The organism is Microbacterium sp., from assembly GCF_035556355.1.
GTDB lineage: Bacteria > Actinomycetota > Actinomycetes > Actinomycetales > Microbacteriaceae > Microbacterium.
In genome coordinates this window covers 225,313-241,040 of the sequence record NZ_DATMFG010000021.1, presented here as the reverse complement: position 1 = coordinate 241,040, position 15,728 = coordinate 225,313, and the positions used below count along the sequence as shown (strand labels likewise).

The 15,728-nt window shown below is 70.0% G+C and carries 16 protein-coding genes; all 16 read right to left on the bottom strand.

Going from position 1 to position 15,728, the window contains the following annotated elements:
- Positions 1-5: 5 nt before the first annotated feature.
- The 16 genes from rpsS to VNR19_RS05585 all read right to left on the bottom strand — a co-directional run bounded on the left by rpsS (position 6) and on the right by VNR19_RS05585 (position 15,723).
- A complete protein-coding gene (rpsS, locus tag VNR19_RS05660) occupies positions 6-287 on the bottom strand; it encodes a 30S ribosomal protein S19 (protein WP_124291708.1) in 282 nt (93 codons plus the stop codon).
- Positions 288-299: 12 nt separating this feature from the next.
- Positions 300-1,139 carry a 50S ribosomal protein L2 gene (gene rplB / locus VNR19_RS05655; RefSeq protein WP_325724752.1) on the bottom strand — a complete coding sequence of 280 codons (840 nt, stop codon included), beginning with the start codon at positions 1,137-1,139 and terminating at the stop codon, positions 300-302.
- Between the two features lie 26 nt (positions 1,140-1,165).
- Positions 1,166-1,471, bottom strand: coding sequence for a 50S ribosomal protein L23 (gene rplW / locus VNR19_RS05650; protein ID WP_325032384.1), 306 nt, complete (start codon positions 1,469-1,471; stop codon positions 1,166-1,168).
- Positions 1,468-2,130 carry a 50S ribosomal protein L4 gene (gene rplD / locus VNR19_RS05645; protein ID WP_325032383.1) on the bottom strand — a complete coding sequence of 221 codons (663 nt, stop codon included), beginning with the start codon at positions 2,128-2,130 and terminating at the stop codon, positions 1,468-1,470. The genes rplW and rplD overlap by 4 nt, the downstream gene beginning before the upstream one ends.
- A 4-nt stretch (positions 2,131-2,134) precedes the next feature.
- Positions 2,135-2,794, bottom strand: a complete 660-nt coding sequence (rplC, locus tag VNR19_RS05640) for a 50S ribosomal protein L3 (RefSeq protein ID WP_325724749.1) — start codon at positions 2,792-2,794, stop codon at positions 2,135-2,137.
- Between the two features lie 11 nt (positions 2,795-2,805).
- Positions 2,806-3,114 carry a 30S ribosomal protein S10 gene (rpsJ, locus tag VNR19_RS05635; protein WP_013584016.1) on the bottom strand — a complete coding sequence of 103 codons (309 nt, stop codon included), beginning with the start codon at positions 3,112-3,114 and terminating at the stop codon, positions 2,806-2,808.
- Between the two features lie 467 nt (positions 3,115-3,581).
- Positions 3,582-3,797, bottom strand: a complete 216-nt coding sequence (locus VNR19_RS05630) for an Rv0909 family putative TA system antitoxin (RefSeq protein WP_325724747.1) — start codon at positions 3,795-3,797, stop codon at positions 3,582-3,584.
- Between the two features lie 179 nt (positions 3,798-3,976).
- Complete coding sequence (gene tuf, locus VNR19_RS05625) at positions 3,977-5,170, bottom strand: elongation factor Tu (protein ID WP_325724745.1); 1,194 nt, start codon at positions 5,168-5,170, stop codon at positions 3,977-3,979.
- 163 nt (positions 5,171-5,333) lie between these two features.
- Positions 5,334-7,448: an elongation factor G gene (gene fusA, locus VNR19_RS05620; RefSeq protein ID WP_325724744.1), complete on the bottom strand. Its 2,115-nt coding sequence runs from the start codon at positions 7,446-7,448 to the stop codon at positions 5,334-5,336.
- Between the two features lie 88 nt (positions 7,449-7,536).
- Positions 7,537-8,007: a 30S ribosomal protein S7 gene (gene rpsG, locus VNR19_RS05615; protein ID WP_325032378.1), complete on the bottom strand. Its 471-nt coding sequence runs from the start codon at positions 8,005-8,007 to the stop codon at positions 7,537-7,539.
- Positions 8,008-8,012: 5 nt separating this feature from the next.
- Positions 8,013-8,381: a 30S ribosomal protein S12 gene (rpsL, locus tag VNR19_RS05610; RefSeq protein WP_325032377.1), complete on the bottom strand. Its 369-nt coding sequence runs from the start codon at positions 8,379-8,381 to the stop codon at positions 8,013-8,015.
- 296 nt (positions 8,382-8,677) lie between these two features.
- Positions 8,678-9,199 (bottom strand): hypothetical protein, encoded by a 522-nt coding sequence (locus VNR19_RS05605; protein ID WP_325724742.1) that lies wholly within the window; start codon positions 9,197-9,199, stop codon positions 8,678-8,680.
- Positions 9,196-10,869: a DUF5684 domain-containing protein gene (locus tag VNR19_RS05600; RefSeq protein WP_325724740.1), complete on the bottom strand. Its 1,674-nt coding sequence runs from the start codon at positions 10,867-10,869 to the stop codon at positions 9,196-9,198. The genes VNR19_RS05605 and VNR19_RS05600 overlap by 4 nt, the downstream gene beginning before the upstream one ends.
- Positions 10,866-13,400 (bottom strand): transglutaminase-like domain-containing protein, encoded by a 2,535-nt coding sequence (locus VNR19_RS05595; RefSeq protein ID WP_325724738.1) that lies wholly within the window; start codon positions 13,398-13,400, stop codon positions 10,866-10,868. Before VNR19_RS05595 ends, VNR19_RS05600 begins: the two co-directional genes overlap by 4 nt.
- Positions 13,397-14,761 (bottom strand): DUF58 domain-containing protein, encoded by a 1,365-nt coding sequence (locus tag VNR19_RS05590; RefSeq protein ID WP_325724736.1) that lies wholly within the window; start codon positions 14,759-14,761, stop codon positions 13,397-13,399. Before VNR19_RS05590 ends, VNR19_RS05595 begins: the two co-directional genes overlap by 4 nt.
- Positions 14,758-15,723 carry an AAA family ATPase gene (locus VNR19_RS05585; RefSeq protein WP_325724734.1) on the bottom strand — a complete coding sequence of 322 codons (966 nt, stop codon included), beginning with the start codon at positions 15,721-15,723 and terminating at the stop codon, positions 14,758-14,760. The genes VNR19_RS05590 and VNR19_RS05585 overlap by 4 nt, the downstream gene beginning before the upstream one ends.
- Positions 15,724-15,728: the final 5 nt, after the last annotated feature.

The window sequence follows — 15,728 nt, the reverse complement described above, 5'->3', positions numbered from 1 at the left end:
CCGCGTCAGCGGCGGCGGCCCTTCTTGTCGTCCTTCTCGTGGCCGCGGAAGGTGCGGGTGGGCGCGAACTCGCCCAGCTTGTGACCGACCATGGTCTCGGTCACGAACACGGGGATGTGCTTGCGACCGTCGTGCACGGCGATCGTGTGGCCGAGCATGGCCGGGACGATCATCGAGCGACGGGACCAGGTCTTGATGACGTTCTTGGTGCCGGCTTCGTTCTGCGAGACGACCTTGCGAAGCAGGTGCTCGTCGACGAAGGGGCCCTTCTTAAGGCTGCGAGGCATCTTCCTCTACTCCTACTTGCGCTTCTTGCCGGCGGTGCGACGGCGGACGATGTACTTGTCGCTTTCCTTGTTGGCGTGCCGGGTGCGTCCCTCCGGCTGGCCCCAAGGAGTGACCGGGTGGCGTCCACCGGACGTCTTGCCCTCACCACCACCGTGCGGGTGGTCGACCGGGTTCATCGCGACACCGCGGACGGTCGGGCGAACGCCCTTCCAGCGCTTGCGGCCGGCCTTGCCCCAGTTGATGTTCGACTGCTCGGCGTTGCCGACCTCGCCGATCGTCGCGCGGCAGCGCGCGTCGACGTTGCGGATCTCGCCCGAGGGGAGACGCAGCTGGGCGTACGGGCCGTCCTTCGCCACGAGGCGCACCGAGGCGCCGGCCGAGCGCGCGAGCTTCGCGCCGCCGCCGGGGCGGAGCTCGATCGCGTGCACGACGGTACCGGTCGGGATGTTGCGCAGCGGCAGGTTGTTGCCCGGCTTGATGTCGGCGCTCGGGCCCGACTCGACGATGTCGCCCTGCTTCAGCTTCTCAGGCGCGAGGATGTAGCGCTTCTCGCCGTCGAAGTAGTGCAGCAGCGCGATGCGCGCGGTGCGGTTGGGGTCGTACTCGATGTGCGCGACGCGGGCGTTGATGCCGTCCTTGTCGTTGCGACGGAAGTCGATCACGCGGTACTGGCGCTTGTGACCGCCGCCGATGTGGCGGGTCGTGATGCGGCCCTGGTTGTTGCGGCCGCCCGTCTTCGAGAGCGGGCGAAGCAGCGACTTCTCAGGGGTCGATCGCGTGATCTCAGCGAAGTCCGCCACCGACGAGCCGCGGCGACCGGGGGTCGTGGGCTTGTACTTGCGAATAGCCATGTGTCTTCAGTCCTCTATCCCGACCGTCAGCCGACTGCCGTGAAGATGTCGATGGTGCCCGACTTGAGCGTGACGATGGCGCGCTTGGTGTCCTTGCGCTTGCCCACGCCGAAGCGGGTGCGACGGGCCTTGCCGACGCGGTTGATCGTGTTGACCGCGGCCACCTTGACGCCGAAGATCTTCTCGATCGCGAGCTTGATCTCCGTCTTCGAGGCGCGCGGGTCCACGAGGAACGTGTACTTGCCCTCGTCGATGAGCCCGTAGCTCTTCTCGGAGACGACCGGCTTGAGGATGATGTCGCGCGGGTCCTTGTTGGCGGCGATGTTCGTCATGCCGAGACCTCCTCGGTGGCGCCGGTCTTCGCCGCGACGAAGGCGTCGAAGGCGGCCTTGGTGAAGACGATGTCGTCCGAGACGACGACGTCGTAGGCGTTGAGCTGGTCGAACGGCAGCACGTGGACGTACGCGAGGTTGCGCACGCTCAGGATGCTGAGCTCGTCGTCGCGGTCGATGACGACCAGGACGTTCTTGGTCGCGCCGAGGCTCGACAGCACGGCCGCAGCGGCCTTCGTCGAGGGCGCGCCCTCGATGCCGAACGAGTCGACGATGTGCAGACGCTCACCGCGAGCGCGGTCGCTGAGCGCGCCGAGCAAGGCCGCCGCGATCATCTTCTTGGGCGTGCGCTGCGAGTAGTCGCGCGGCTTCGGCCCGTGGACGATGCCACCGCCGGTCATCTGCGGCGCGCGGATCGAGCCCTGGCGGGCGTTGCCCGTGCCCTTCTGCTTGAAGGGCTTGCGGCCGGCGCCCGAGACCTCACCACGACGCTTGGTCGAGTGGGTGCCCTGGCGGGCAGCGGCGAGCTGCGCGACGACGACCTGGTGGATGAGCGGGATGTTCGTCTTGACGTCGAACAGAGCGGCGGGCAGCTCGACCGAGCCGGCCTTCTTGCCGTCTGCCTTCACGACGTCGAGCGCGAGAGTCGAGTCAGCCATGAGATCAGGCACCCTTCACTGCGTTGCGGACGTAGACGATGCGACCGCGCGCGCCGGGGACGGCGCCCTTGACGAGCAGCAGACCCTTCTCGGCGTCGACGGCGTGCACCGTGAGGTTGAGGACGGTCACGCGCTCGCCACCCATACGGCCGGCCATGCGCATGCCCTTGAACACGCGGCTCGGGGTCGACGAGGCGCCGATCGAGCCGGGCTTGCGGTGGTTGCGGTGCGCACCGTGCGAGGCCGAGACGCCCTTGAAGTTGTGGCGCTTCATGACACCCGCGGTGCCCTTGCCCTTGCTGGTGCCGACGACGTCGACCAGCTGGCCCGCCTCGAAGGTGCCGTCGACCGTGAGCTCCTGACCGAGTGAGTAATCAGCAGCGTCCGCGGTGCGGATCTCGGCGAGGTGGCGGCGCGGGGTCACACCGGCGGCCTCGAAGTGGGCCGTGAGCGGCTTGTTGACCTTGCGGGGGTCGATCTGCCCGTAGGCGATCTGAACGGCGCTGTAGCCGTCCTTCTCAGGGGTGCGAACCTGGGTGACCACGTTCGGCGCGATCTCGATGACCGTGACGGGCACGAGCTTGCCGTTCGCGTCCCAGACCTGGGTCATGCCGAGCTTCGTGCCGAGCAGGCCCTTGGAAACCTTTTCGTTGATGTGTGCCATGGTCGTCGTCCTCAGAGCTTGATCTCGATGTTGACGTCGGCCGGCAGGTCAAGGCGCATCAGCGAGTCGACGGCCTTGGGCGTCGGGTCGATGATGTCGATCAGACGCTTGTGGGTGCGCATCTCGAAGTGCTCGCGGCTGTCCTTGTACTTGTGGGGAGATCGGATGACGCACACGACGTTCTTCTCGGTCGGAAGGGGCACGGGGCCCACGACGGTCGCGCCCGCACGGGTCACGGTGTCGACGATCTTGCGCGCCGACGAGTCGAGACCGGCGTGGTCGTACGACTTCAGGCGAATGCGGATCTTCTGTCCCGCCATTGTCTGCTCACTCTCTTTCCGCGTCTTACCCTTGTGGCATTGGACGCACGGTGGCGCTCGCGCGCCTGGCACTTCTCACCCGCATGGACGGGTGCTGCGCACCACTGTTCTGCTGTCAAGCCGGCGCCGAGGCATCCGGCCCGCCGCTCGCCGCACGCACACGTGCGGCCCGGGCTTTCCGGATGATCCGGCACCCGAGCCTTTTCGAGGACGGTTTCTTGTTCTGCTGCCCGCGGCCTAGGACCCTGCGCGTTCGCGCCGCCTATGCACTGCCCTGGCAGTGATCCGGTGCGCGCCGAAAGCGCGCCGGAATGTGGAACCTCAATAGTCTACGGGTCGCCCGGGCGTGTCGCAAACCCGGGCGTGTCGCGCACCCGCTTGCTCGGCACCTTCCCAGGAGAGACGGCTCCCCGGCACGCGGAAGGGCCCGGAGGATCGCTCCCCCGGGCCCTCGCGAACGCGGAGAGCTACTCGTTGCCGATCGCCTTGTCGATGTTGTCGCGGACGCCGTCCACGTGCTGATCGACGCTGTCGGGTGCGACCTTCTTGACGAAGTCGGCGGCGGCGTCGAGGACTTTGTCGCTCACGTCCTCCGCCTGTTCGGACTTGATCGCGTCATTGATCTTGTCCTTGTTCTGCTCCAGGAACTCCTTGCCCTGGTTGACGAGGTCGTCGATGCCCATGTGTCGGCTCCTTCTGCGCCCCGGCGGGGCGGCACGGTGCCATTGTCTCGCGAAGGGCAGGGCCCGGAAAGGGCACACGGATGCCGCGGCATCCGCATCCGCCGCAGACGCGAGAAGCCCCCGGGATCCCTCCCGGGGGCTTCTCGTCAGTGAGTCTCGGTGCGCCTACGGGCGCGAGCTCACTTGAGGATCTTCGTGACCGTACCGGCGCCGACCGTGCGACCGCCCTCGCGGATCGCGAAGCCGAGGCCCTCCTCCATGGCGATCGGCTGGATGAGCTCGACCTTCATGTCGGTGGTGTCGCCGGGCATGACCATCTCGGTGCCCTCAGGCAGCGTGATGACGCCGGTGACGTCGGTGGTGCGGAAGTAGAACTGCGGACGGTAGTTCGTGAAGAACGGGTTGTGACGGCCACCCTCGTCCTTGGACAGGATGTACGCCGTGCCCTCGAACTCCGTGTGCGGGGTCACCGAGCCGGGCTTGGCGACGACCTGGCCGCGCTCGACCTCGTCACGCTTGGTGCCGCGGAGGAGCAGACCACAGTTCTCGCCGGCCCACGCCTCGTCGAGCTGCTTGTGGAACATCTCGATGCCGGTGACGATCGTCTTCTGCGTCGGGCGCAGACCCACGATCTCGACCTCGGAGTTGATCGCGAGCGTGCCGCGCTCGGCGCGGCCCGTGACGACCGTGCCACGGCCCGTGATGGTGAAGACGTCCTCGATCGGCATGAGGAACGGCTTGTCGCGGTCACGCACCGGGTCGGGGATCGACTCGTCGACGGCGTCCATCAGGTCGAGGACCGACTGCACCCACTTCTCGTCGCCCTCGAGAGCCTTCAGGCCCGAGACGCGGACGACCGGCGCGTTGTCGCCGTCGAAGCCCTGCGACGAGAGAAGCTCGCGGACCTCCAGCTCGACGAGCTCGAGGATCTCCTCGTCGTCGACCATGTCGGCCTTGTTGAGCGCGACGAGCAGGTAGGGCACGCCGACCTGCTTGGCGAGCAGCACGTGCTCACGGGTCTGAGCCATCGGGCCGTCGGTGGCGGCGACCACGAGGATCGCGCCGTCCATCTGGGCGGCACCGGTGATCATGTTCTTGATGTAGTCCGCGTGGCCCGGGGCGTCGACGTGCGCGTAGTGACGCTTCGGGGTCTCGTACTCGACGTGCGAGATGTTGATGGTGATACCGCGCTGGCGCTCCTCAGGAGCCGAGTCGATCGACGCGAAGTCGCGCGGAACGTTGACGTTCGACGGGTACTTGTCGGCGAGCACCTTCGAGATCGCCGCGGTGAGCGTCGTCTTGCCGTGGTCGACGTGACCGATCGTTCCGATGTTCACGTGCGGCTTGGTCCGCTCGAACTTGGCCTTAGCCACTGGGTCCTCCTCAGGACGGTCATGTAGAGGTTCCGGGCACTGGTTTGCGACCGGTCGTCTACGGGGATTTCTCTAGCTTAGTAGAGGGGTTTCTGTGAAGTTGTGGGGTTCGGATGCCCCGGCCGCCCTCGACGAGCGCGGGAAGCCGAGGCATCCGCAGAGGTCATTCGCCCTTGTTCTTCTGGACGATCTCCTCGGCGACGTTCTTGGGAACCTCGGCGTAGCTGTCGAACACCATCGAGTAGACGGCGCGACCCGAGGTCTTCGAACGCAGGTCGCCGATGTAGCCGAACATCTCCGACAGCGGCACGAGCGCGCGCACCACCTTGACGCCGGTGACGTCCTCCATCGACTGGATCTGGCCACGACGCGAGTTCAGGTCGCCGATGACGTCGCCCATGTACTCCTCGGGCGTACGCACCTCGACGGCCATGACCGGCTCGAGCAGCACGGGGCTCGCCTTGCGGGCGGCCTCCTTGAAGCCCATCGAAGCGGCGATCTTGAACGCCATCTCGGACGAGTCGACGTCGTGCGCCTGGCCGTCCATGAGGGTCGCCTTGACGCCCACCATGGGGTAGCCGGCGAGCACGCCGACGTTCATCGCGTCCTGGAAGCCGGCGTCGACCGACGGGATGTACTCGCGCGGAACGCGGCCACCGGTGACCTCGTTCACGAACTCGTACGTCTTGTCGCCCGACACCTCGAGCGGCTCCAGCTTGAACTGGATCTTCGCGAACTGGCCCGAGCCACCCGTCTGCTTCTTGTGGGTGTAGTCGTGGCGCTCGACGGTCTTGCGGATCGTCTCGCGGTACGCGACCTGGGGCTTGCCCACGTTGGCCTCGACCTTGAACTCCCGCTTCATGCGGTCGACCATGATGTCGAGGTGCAGCTCGCCCATGCCCTTGATGACGGTCTGGCCGGTCTCGGCGTTCTGCTCGACGCGGAACGTCGGGTCCTCCTCAGCGAGCTTCTGGATCGCGAGACCCAGCTTCTCCTGGTCGGCCTTGGTCTTGGGCTCGATGGCGACCTCGAGCACGGGCTCGGCGAACGTCATCGACTCGAGGACGACGGGCTTGTCGGCGTCCGACAGGGTGTCGCCGGTCGTGGTGTCCTTGAGGCCGATCACCGCGTAGATGTGGCCCGCGGTCACCGAGTCGACCGGGTTCTCCTTGTTGGCGTGCATCTGGAAGATCTTGCCGATGCGCTCCTTCTTGCCCTTGGTCGAGTTGATGACCTGAGCACCGGATGCGAGGTGGCCCGAGTACACGCGGATGTAGGTGAGACGACCGAAGAACGGGTGCGTCACGACCTTGAACGCGAGCGCGGCGAACGGCTCGTCGCGGTCGGCGTGACGCTCGATGATGTTCTCTTCGTTCTTCGGGTCGTGCGCCTCGATCGACGGCACGTCGAGCGGCGACGGCAGGTAGTCCACGACCGCGTCGAGCATCGGCTGCACGCCGCGGTTCTTGAACGCCGAGCCGCAGAGGACCGGGTACAGCTCGCCGGCGACGGTGAGCTTGCGGATCGCACCCTTGATCTCGGCGACCGTGAGCTCCTCACCGCCGAAGTACTTCTCGAGGAGCGCGTCGTCCGACTCGGCGACGGTCTCGAGGAGCTTCTCGCGGTACTCGGCAGCCTTGTCGGCGAGGTCGGCGGGGATCTCCTGGACCTCGTACTTGGCGCCCATCGTGACGTCGCCCTTCGCGTCGCCCGGCCAGACCAGGGCGCGCATCTCGACGAGGTCGATGACGCCGACGAAGTCGCTCTCGACGCCGATCGGCAGCTGGAGCACGAGCGGCTTCGCCTTCAGGCGCGACACGATCGTGTCGACCGTGAAGTAGAAGTCCGCGCCGAGCTTGTCCATCTTGTTGACGAAGCAGATGCGGGGCACGTTGTACTTGTCGGCCTGGCGCCACACCGTCTCGGACTGGGGCTCGACGCCCTCCTTGCCGTCGAAGACGGCGACCGCGCCGTCGAGGACGCGGAGCGAGCGCTCCACCTCGACCGTGAAGTCGACGTGACCGGGCGTGTCGATGATGTTGATCTGGTGGTCGTTCCAGAAGCACGTGACGGCGGCCGACGTGATCGTGATGCCGCGCTCCTGCTCCTGCTCCATCCAGTCGGTCGTCGCCGCACCGTCGTGCGTCTCGCCGATCTTGTGGTTGACGCCCGTGTAGAAGAGGATGCGCTCGGTCGTCGTCGTCTTGCCGGCATCGATGTGCGCCATGATGCCGATGTTGCGGACCTTGGTGAGGTCGGTGAGCACTTCTTGTGCCACGGGGTCTTTTCCTTTTCTGTCCATGTGGATGCGGGGGGGCCGGCCCTTCGACGGGCTCAGGAGCCCGGCCCCCGCATCTCGGAAGCTGTTACCAGCGGTAGTGTGCGAAGGCGCGGTTCGACTCGGCCATCTTGTGGGTGTCTTCGCGGCGCTTGACCGCGGCACCCAGGCCGTTCGACGCGTCCAGGATCTCGTTCTGGAGGCGCTCGGTCATCGTCTTCTCACGACGACCCTTCGCGTAACTCACGAGCCAGCGCAGCGCGAGCGTGTTGGCGCGGTGAGGCTTGACCTCGACCGGCACCTGGTAGGTCGAACCGCCGACGCGGCGGCTCTTGACCTCGAGCGTGGGGCGGACGTTGTCGAGCGCCTTCTTGAGCGTCGCGACGGCGTCCTGGCCGCTCTTGGCCTCGACGCCGCGGAGGGCGCCGTAGACGATCGACTCGGCGAGCGACTTCTTGCCGTCGACGAGGATCTTGTTGACGAGCTGGCTGACGACGGGCGCGCCGTAGACCGGGTCGTTGACGACGGGGCGACGGGGCGCGGGTCCTTTGCGAGGCATGTTCCTTAACCCTTCTTCGCGCCGTAGCGGCTACGGGCCTGCTTGCGGTTCTTCACGGCCTGCGTGTCGAGCGCGCCGCGGACGATCTTGTAGCGGACGCCGGGGAGGTCCTTCACACGGCCGCCGCGGACGAGCACGAGCGAGTGCTCCTGCAGGTTGTGGCCCTCGCCGGGGATGTAAGCCGTGACCTCGGTGCCGTTGCGGAGCTTGACACGGGCGACCTTGCGCATCGCCGAGTTCGGCTTCTTGGGCGTGGTCGTGTAGACGCGGGTGCAGACGCCTGCCTGCTGCGGGTTCGCCTTGAGCGCGGGAGCCTTGGTCTTGGCAGGCTTCGAGGTGCGCCCCTTGCGAACCAACTGCTGAATGGTTGGCACGTTCTCTCTTCTCTGGTTGTGCTGCACGGTGACAGCGGTCGTGTTCTCCTCCCGCGGGACGGATCCTGCGGGTCTCACGTGGATCCACCGGCACGCCAGAGCCTGGCGCAGCGTTCGTTGGTGGATATGCCGTGGGGGTGGCCTGTTCGCAGACCGATCCCTGAGATGTCGTCACCCGGTCGTCCGGTGCCTAGGCACGGCGGACGGCGCGCGTGAGCGCACACCCGATCCATGATACGCCGGAATCACGAGGGCGGCAAACGCGCGAGCCCGCTGGGCGGATGCGGCCCAGGAGGTCAGCCCGTCATCACGAGGACGACGATCGCGACGGCCGCCAGGAGGGTCGTCACGGATGCCGCGGCCACGACCACGACGACGCGGCGACGCGCGTGCGCTCGCAGCCTCGCCTCGGCGACGGCGGTGTCGGCCGGGGTCTGCGGCGGGTGTTCGGCCGGCGGTCGGCGCGGCACCACGACCGGGGCCGCCGCGCGGACGGGGTAGACGGCGTCGGGACCGGGGTGCGGCATCCGCGCGGGCCTTCCCACCACCTCGGGGATCGGAACCGGCTCGGGAACCGACTCGCCTCGTGCCCGACGCCGCGACTCGCGATGCGCGATGACCGTCGAGCCCTCCGTCGGCTCCGCCTGCTCGACCGGCTCGTCGAGGGCGGTGTCCTCGGCGGAGCGGCGGCGGCGCGGCCCGGGCCTGCTCCGGTCGACCACGACCGTCTCATCGACCGTGTCGCGCTCGACTCCCCCGCCCGGTTCTTCCCCGTTCGGATCCCGCCCGGCGGGCGGGCCCCCGGTCGAGTCCGTCACCCGTCGGTCCGGACGAGCCTCAGGTCGGCGTCGCCGAGCAGGATCCGCGTGCCCGCGATCGACTCGACTCCCGGCACCACGTCGATCTCGGCCCCGGCTTCGGTCACGAGCACGACGCCGTTCGTCGAGTCGAGGTCGACGATGATCCACTCTTCGTCGCGCAGCTCGAGCCGCGCGTGGGTCTTCGAGACCGTCGGCTCGTCGATCGGGACGAGCTGGGCGTCGGGGAACTGCGGATCGCTCGAGGGCCGACGGCCGAGGAGGACGACATCGGAGGTGAGCGGCACCGAGCGCCCTGCCGGCATCTGCAGCGTCCACGTCGTGCGGCGTCGGCGCGCCACGATCGTCTCTTCGATCGGCTCCTCGGGGATCTCGGCCTCCGGGTGCTGCGCCGACACCGACGAGCGCGCCGCGCGGGGAGCGCCGGCATCCGGCGCGCCGGCGATCGCCGACACCTCGCCCGACTCGCCGAAGGCGTCGTCGTCGGTCGGTGCCCACGGGTCGCGCGTGGGCACCTCGGGCGCCCGCGGCACGCGCGTGACCGGCGGCGCGGTCGGCGGAGGCGCGGGCGACGCGGCGCTCACGCCGGGGATCGCGGAGATGGGTCCGGGAGCGCCGGAGACGCCGCCCGTCACCTCGCCCGTCACACCGAGCGAAGGTTCGTAGTCGAACATCGCCCACAGATCCTCATCCGACCCCGGGACCGGAGCCGAGCGCGCCGAGCGGCGCAGGCCCGCGCCCGCCTCGACCGGATCGGTGCGTGCGGGGCGATGCTCGGAGTCGAACGTGCGGAACGAGCCCTCGGACGAGGTGGTCGCGGGGTGCGGGACGGCGGACCGCGGCGCCGCGTCGTCGAGGGACGAGCCCGCTGCCGGAACGGCGTCCGCAGCCGGGGCGGCGGGAGCAGGGGGCGCGGGAGGAACGGCCGGCGCGGGGGGCACGGCGGGAGCGGACGAGGCGGCCGGCGCCGTGGTGGTGGGCTGCCACGGTCCGTGCACCTGCGCGGCCTCCGCCGCGGAGGCGCGGGGCACGGGCGGGATGGGGTTCTGCGAGCGCGTCGCCGCCGGACGCGACCCCGCGATCTCGGGGTCGACGACGGTCGGCGGGAGCGGCGGCGCCGGGCGCACCCAGCTCGGCTCGGACGACTCCGCGGCCGGATCGCCCGAGCGCGAGCGCATCGGTCCAGGCGCCGCGTACGTGTGACGGGTCGGCCCGGTGGGCCCCACCGCGCCGCCCGGTCCGGTCGCGGCGCCGGCCGGGAACACGGGGGACAGAGCGCGCGTGTCGTCGAGGGGCCGACGCGCGACCCACCGGTCCGGACCGAATCCCAGCACGGTCGCCCACACCGGGAAGAGCAGTGCCGCGAGCACCGTCATGCCGGGTCCCTTGCCGAACGCGACGTTCACGTGGTGGCATGCGATCACGATGAGGACCCACGCCGCGAGCGTGCCCACGACAGGCACGAACACGACGAGGAAGAGCCACCCCGACAGCCCGCCCAGCCACAGCAGCGTCATGCCGCTGTAGACGGGCACCCACGCCTTCCAGGGCTCCTCCCCCGACTTCCGGAAGACGGCGGCGAGCGCGATCGCGGTCCACACGTACAGGGCTATGGCCAGGACCACCGCGACGGATCCCATTGCGAAGGCGAGGCCTGAGGTGTCGGTCATGACGTGGTGCGCACGGCGCTCGGCCGGCGCGTCCCCCTCTCGACGGTGTGCGGACGTCGCCCGTGCGCGGGCGACGCCTGTCTGACGAACGATTTCAAAGATACGGTCGCGGCGAGCCGACGCCACACGCTTTGACCTTCGGTGAAGGCGCGGCGCTCCTCGTCGACGATGCTCCAGAACGCCGCGACGTCCTCGTCGCCGAGCGTCCCGCGTGAGAACACCGCCCGGTCGGCGGCGGCCGCGAGCTCGGCACCGCGCGGAGTCGCGAAGCGCTCGGCGAGCTCGGCGCGGGTCTCGGATGCCGGCGCGGCGCGGCCGGCGTCGACCGCGGCATCCGTGTATTCGTCCCAGCCGGCCGCGAAGCGGGCGGCCGCGTCGCCGCGGGTGCGGCGACTGTGGCGACGAGACGCCTTCGCGGCGGCGACCACGACGAACGGGCCTGCGATGAGCGCGATCCCGGCGAGGACGAGCCCCGCGACGCGCAGCGCGGGCCACAGCCACGAGAGGTCGATCCCCGCGGCGGCCGGGTCGCCCGGCGGCGCGGTCTCGTCCTCCTGGAACGGCTCGGGCGGCACGACCTCCTCGACCGAGTCCGGGCGCACGTCGGTGGGCAGCTGGGGGTCGCGCTGCCGCGTGAACTCCAGGCTGGGCGAGTTCTCGTGCTGCGGGGTGGCCGCGACCGGAACCCACTGCCCTTCGGCCGACTGCACCTCGACCCACGCCGACAGGTCGCGGGCACGGCACACCCCGGCGTCGCACGTGCGCAGGTCGGGGTCGGAGGCGGACAGGTACGCGCCGACGACGACGCGCGCGGGGAACCCGAGCTCCTGCGCGATGAGGGCGATCGCGACGGCGAACTGCTCGTCGTCGCCCACAGCGGCGACGAAGTCCTCAGGAGCGACCGCGCGCTCGTCGGCCTCGCGTTCGAGCAGGCGGCGGAAGAGTGAGTCGATGCGCGCGATCGAGTGCCCGGATGCGCTCGCCTGGAACGTGTAGTCGCCGAGCTCGAGCACCCACGTGGGCGGGTCCTCCTCGTCGATGTCGAGCGCGTGGCTGAGGAAGCCGCGGTCGCGCAGCAGCCCGGCGAGTCCCGCCAGGGCGGCTCCTCCGGAGCCCTGCCGATGGTTCTCCACCCAGTCACGCAGCGTCTCGGGCGGCTCGACGCGAGCACGCGATCCTCCGGGCGCGGCGATCGACGAGAGGTCGACCGGCTCGGGCTCGACCGCGGTGAGGACGTACCTGTCGCCGGTGCGCAGGCCGCCGCCCGCGGTCTGGACTCCGGCGGCGGCTGTCGGGTTGTAGTAGAAGCCGTCCGCGAGCGCCGCCGAGCGCTCGCCCGTGAACGTCGCCCGCTCGACCTGCCCGACCGTCGGCATCCAGATGTCGTCGAGCCCGTCGATCGTGATGACCACCTCGACCGGCTGGCCCTCGCCCGCATCGAGCGCCGACGGCACGCGCACGAAGCGTCCGGCGACCGCCTCGTTGCCGGCACCGGTGCGGTACACCGCCCCGTCGTACGCGTCGAGCGTCGCGAGACGCACGCGCTCGGGGAGCGGTCCGTCGGAGTCGACCGTGAAGAGGACCTCGTCGGCGCGGTCGGGGTCGAAGAGCGCGCGGTAGGACGCGAGGGGACTGACTGCCTCGGCGAGGTCGAGGTCGGGCCCGACCGCCGATCGGAGCACCTCTCGCGGGGCATCCGCCGCGACCGCCGGAACGACCGCCGTGACGCCGACGACCGCGACCGCCACCATGCCGGCGCCGAGCGCGATGCGGCGACGGTCGGCGGCAGACGGCTTCCGCGGGATGCGCACGCCGCTCGATGCGGCGGCACGACGCAGCGCCCGGATGCGTTCGTCGCCCGTGCGCCACGCGAGCCACACGAGACACGCGAGGAGACCCGCGATGCCGAGCGCCGTCTCGACGGGCGCCTGCAGCCGCACCGGGCCGAGCACGAGCGGCTCGCTCACCGACGTCCGCCCGAAGAAGAGGCCGAACGAGAGCATCCCGATGCCGATCGGCACCGCGGCGTACGCGACGCGCGAGTCGCGCCACGACAGCAGCAGCATCGCGCATGTCCCCACGAGGAAGACGATGAGCGCGGGCACCAGCAGATTGCGGTACGACCCCACCGGAAGATCGACCGTGACGAGATCCTTCCATGCGAGCACCGCACCGCTCGCGACCTCGCCCAGCCCCCGCGCGACCTCGAGCGGCGCTCCGAGCCGCGAGGGCACCGCGAGCGGGACGCCCAGCACGAGGACGGCTGCGGCGACCGCGCCGGCGGTCGCCCAACCGCTCCAGCGGCGCACCCACGAGACCACGGCGATCGCGGCGGCGACGGCGACGGCGACGACGACGAGGAGGATGTACGACGACGAACGGTAGATCGGCCAGGCCGCGAAAGCCGCGAGCGCCGCGATCACGGGGGTGAACAGCGACCCCGCCACGACGCGCGCCGTGAAGAGCCGCCGGTTCGGGCGACGACGTCGTGACGCGCCGGTGCCGCGACGCGCGACGAGCTGCTCGGTCATGACGTCGCCCCCTGGAGCAGGAGCCCGGTGAGGTCGTCGAGCGTGCCCACGGTGAGGACCGTGAGGCCGGGGAGGGCTCGCGTGCGCGGGTGGGCGCGCTCGTCGCAGATGACGGCGACCACCGTGGTCTCCGCGCCGAATCCGAGCGCGGCCTGACGCAGGCGAGTGAGCGGCACGGTCGAGCCGACCACGACGAACGCGATCGAGAGGTGGTCGCTCGACTCCGCCGCGAGTCGCCCCACCTCGGCGACGGGCATCGTGCTCTCGAGCATCTCCACACCGCTGAACGCGTCGAGGAGCGTGCGGCTCGACGTCGCGGGAAGACGCCGGATCGCGCGCAGGCGCCCCCGCACGACGCGCGGGATCTCGGTGCCCACGACGACCTCGACCTCGCGCACGTCGTGCACCGCCCGCAGTCCCAGCGATGCGGCGCAGCTCACGGCGAGCTCGTACTCGTCCTCGTCCGCGAACTCGCCGATCGACGACGCCAGCACGACGGCCATGCGCGATCGGCGCGACTCCTCGTACTGGCGCACCATGAGCTGACCGGTCTTCGCCGTCGACTTCCAGTGGATCTGGCGGCGTGCGTCGCCCGGGGCGTACTCGCGGATCGCGTGGAACGACATGTCGGCGTCGACGAGGCGGCGCGTCGGGCTTCCTTCGAGGTCGCGCACGAGTCCTGTGCTCGTCGACGGGATTCCGACGGTTCGCGGATGCACGTGCAGCACGTGCACGTCCTGGAACGCGTGCTCGCGGCGCAGGAGGCCGAGAGGATCGCTGCGGACCGTCGTCGCGGGGCCGACGTCGTAGACACCGCGGCGCAGGCTCGGGATGTCGAGCGGCTGCGACACGAAATGGCCCGGGCGCAGCAGCGGGACGCCGAACTCCACGAGCCCGTTCCCCACGGGGATGTCGATGCGGCCCGGCAGCGCGAGGCGCGCCCCCGCATTGCGCACGACGACCTCGCCCACGACGCCCTCGCCCGCCACGATCCGCTCTCGCGCGAGCTGCAGGTCGACGTCGTAGAGCCGCGTGCCGAACAGGAACGGCACCGTCATGACGAGCAGCACCACGGCGACCGCGCCGGCGACGATCCACTCGACCCACCCGAACACGAGCCCGAGCACGAGCCCCACCGTCGCCGCGGCGATCACGAGTGCGCCGGCCGGTCGCACCGTGCGCGCCGCCCACGTCCATGCCCGCGCGACCGCCGCGCCGGCGACCCGCATGCCCTCTGAGAACCGCACGACGGCGCGCACGAGCCGGCCGCCTCGACGCGTGGTCGAGGTCACCTGGGTCGTGCGGTCGGAGGTATCGGTCTCGAGGGAGGTCCGGGTCTGCCGCGGGTCGGTCAGCGTCATACGGCCTCTCTGCGGCTGGGCGGCGACACGTCGAGCAGCACCTGGCCGACGACCGCCTCCTGCGTCACGCCGTCGAACTCGGCCTCGGGGTGCAGGATCAGTCGGTGCGACAGGACCGGCACCGCCAGCGCCTTGACGTCGTCGGGCGTCGCGTAGGTGCGTCCCTGCGAAGCCGCGCGCGTGCGCGTCGCACGCGTGAGGGCGAGGGCGCCGCGGATGCTGACCCCCAGCCGCACCTCGTCCGCCGAGCGCGATGCATCGACGAGCCGCGCGATGTAGTCCAGCACGAGCGCGTCGATGTAGACGTCGCGCGCGAGGTCGGCCATGCCCACCAGGGCCTGAGGCGTGATGATGGGGTCGAGCTCGGCGGTCGCGACGGCGGCGCCGTCGAGGATGCGGACGGTCGCCGCGTGGTCGGGGTATCCGAGCGACGCGCGCATCATGAAGCGGTCGAGCTGCGCTTCGGGGAGCCGGTACGTGCCGGCCTGCTCGACCGGGTTCTGCGTCGCGAGCACGAGGAAGGGCACGCCCACCTGCCGCGAGACGCCGTCGATCGTCACGCGCCCCTCCTCCATCACCTCGAGGAGGGCGGCCTGGGTCTTGGGGCTCGCGCGGTTGATCTCGTCGGCGAGCACGATGTTCGCGAAGACCGGACCGGCGTGGAACTCGAACGCCCCGGACTTCTGGTCGTACACGGTGATGCCGGTGATGTCGCCGGGCAGCAGGTCGGGTGTGAACTGGATGCGCGTGTTCGTGCCCTGCACCGACTGGGCCATCGCGCGCGCGAGCGAGGTCTTCCCCGTGCCGGGCACGTCCTCGAGCAGCACATGACCTTCGCTGAGCATCGCGGTGAGCACGAGCTCGACCACGTGGCGCTTGCCGAGCACGGCGCGCTCCACGTTGTCGGCGATCTGGCCGAACGTCTGCGCGAACCAGGTCGCCTGCTCCTGCGTGATGGTCATGCGGG

Coding starts and splice junctions, on each gene's coding strand:
- VNR19_RS05590 (WP_325724736.1), bottom strand. CDS start 14,761: ATGACGCTGACCGACCCGCGGCAGACCCGGACCTCCCTCGAGACCGAT.
- VNR19_RS05585 (WP_325724734.1), bottom strand. CDS start 15,723: ATGACCATCACGCAGGAGCAGGCGACCTGGTTCGCGCAGACGTTCGGC.
- VNR19_RS05600 (WP_325724740.1), bottom strand. CDS start 10,869: ATGACCGACACCTCAGGCCTCGCCTTCGCAATGGGATCCGTCGCGGTG.
- rplW (WP_325032384.1), bottom strand. CDS start 1,471: ATGACGAACATCGCCGCCAACAAGGACCCGCGCGACATCATCCTCAAG.
- rpsG (WP_325032378.1), bottom strand. CDS start 8,007: ATGCCTCGCAAAGGACCCGCGCCCCGTCGCCCCGTCGTCAACGACCCG.
- rpsS (WP_124291708.1), bottom strand. CDS start 287: ATGCCTCGCAGCCTTAAGAAGGGCCCCTTCGTCGACGAGCACCTGCTT.
- VNR19_RS05595 (WP_325724738.1), bottom strand. CDS start 13,400: ATGACCGAGCAGCTCGTCGCGCGTCGCGGCACCGGCGCGTCACGACGT.
- rplB (WP_325724752.1), bottom strand. CDS start 1,139: ATGGCTATTCGCAAGTACAAGCCCACGACCCCCGGTCGCCGCGGCTCG.
- rpsJ (WP_013584016.1), bottom strand. CDS start 3,114: ATGGCGGGACAGAAGATCCGCATTCGCCTGAAGTCGTACGACCACGCC.
- rplC (WP_325724749.1), bottom strand. CDS start 2,794: ATGGCACACATCAACGAAAAGGTTTCCAAGGGCCTGCTCGGCACGAAG.
- VNR19_RS05630 (WP_325724747.1), bottom strand. CDS start 3,797: ATGGGCATCGACGACCTCGTCAACCAGGGCAAGGAGTTCCTGGAGCAG.
- rplD (WP_325032383.1), bottom strand. CDS start 2,130: ATGGCTGACTCGACTCTCGCGCTCGACGTCGTGAAGGCAGACGGCAAG.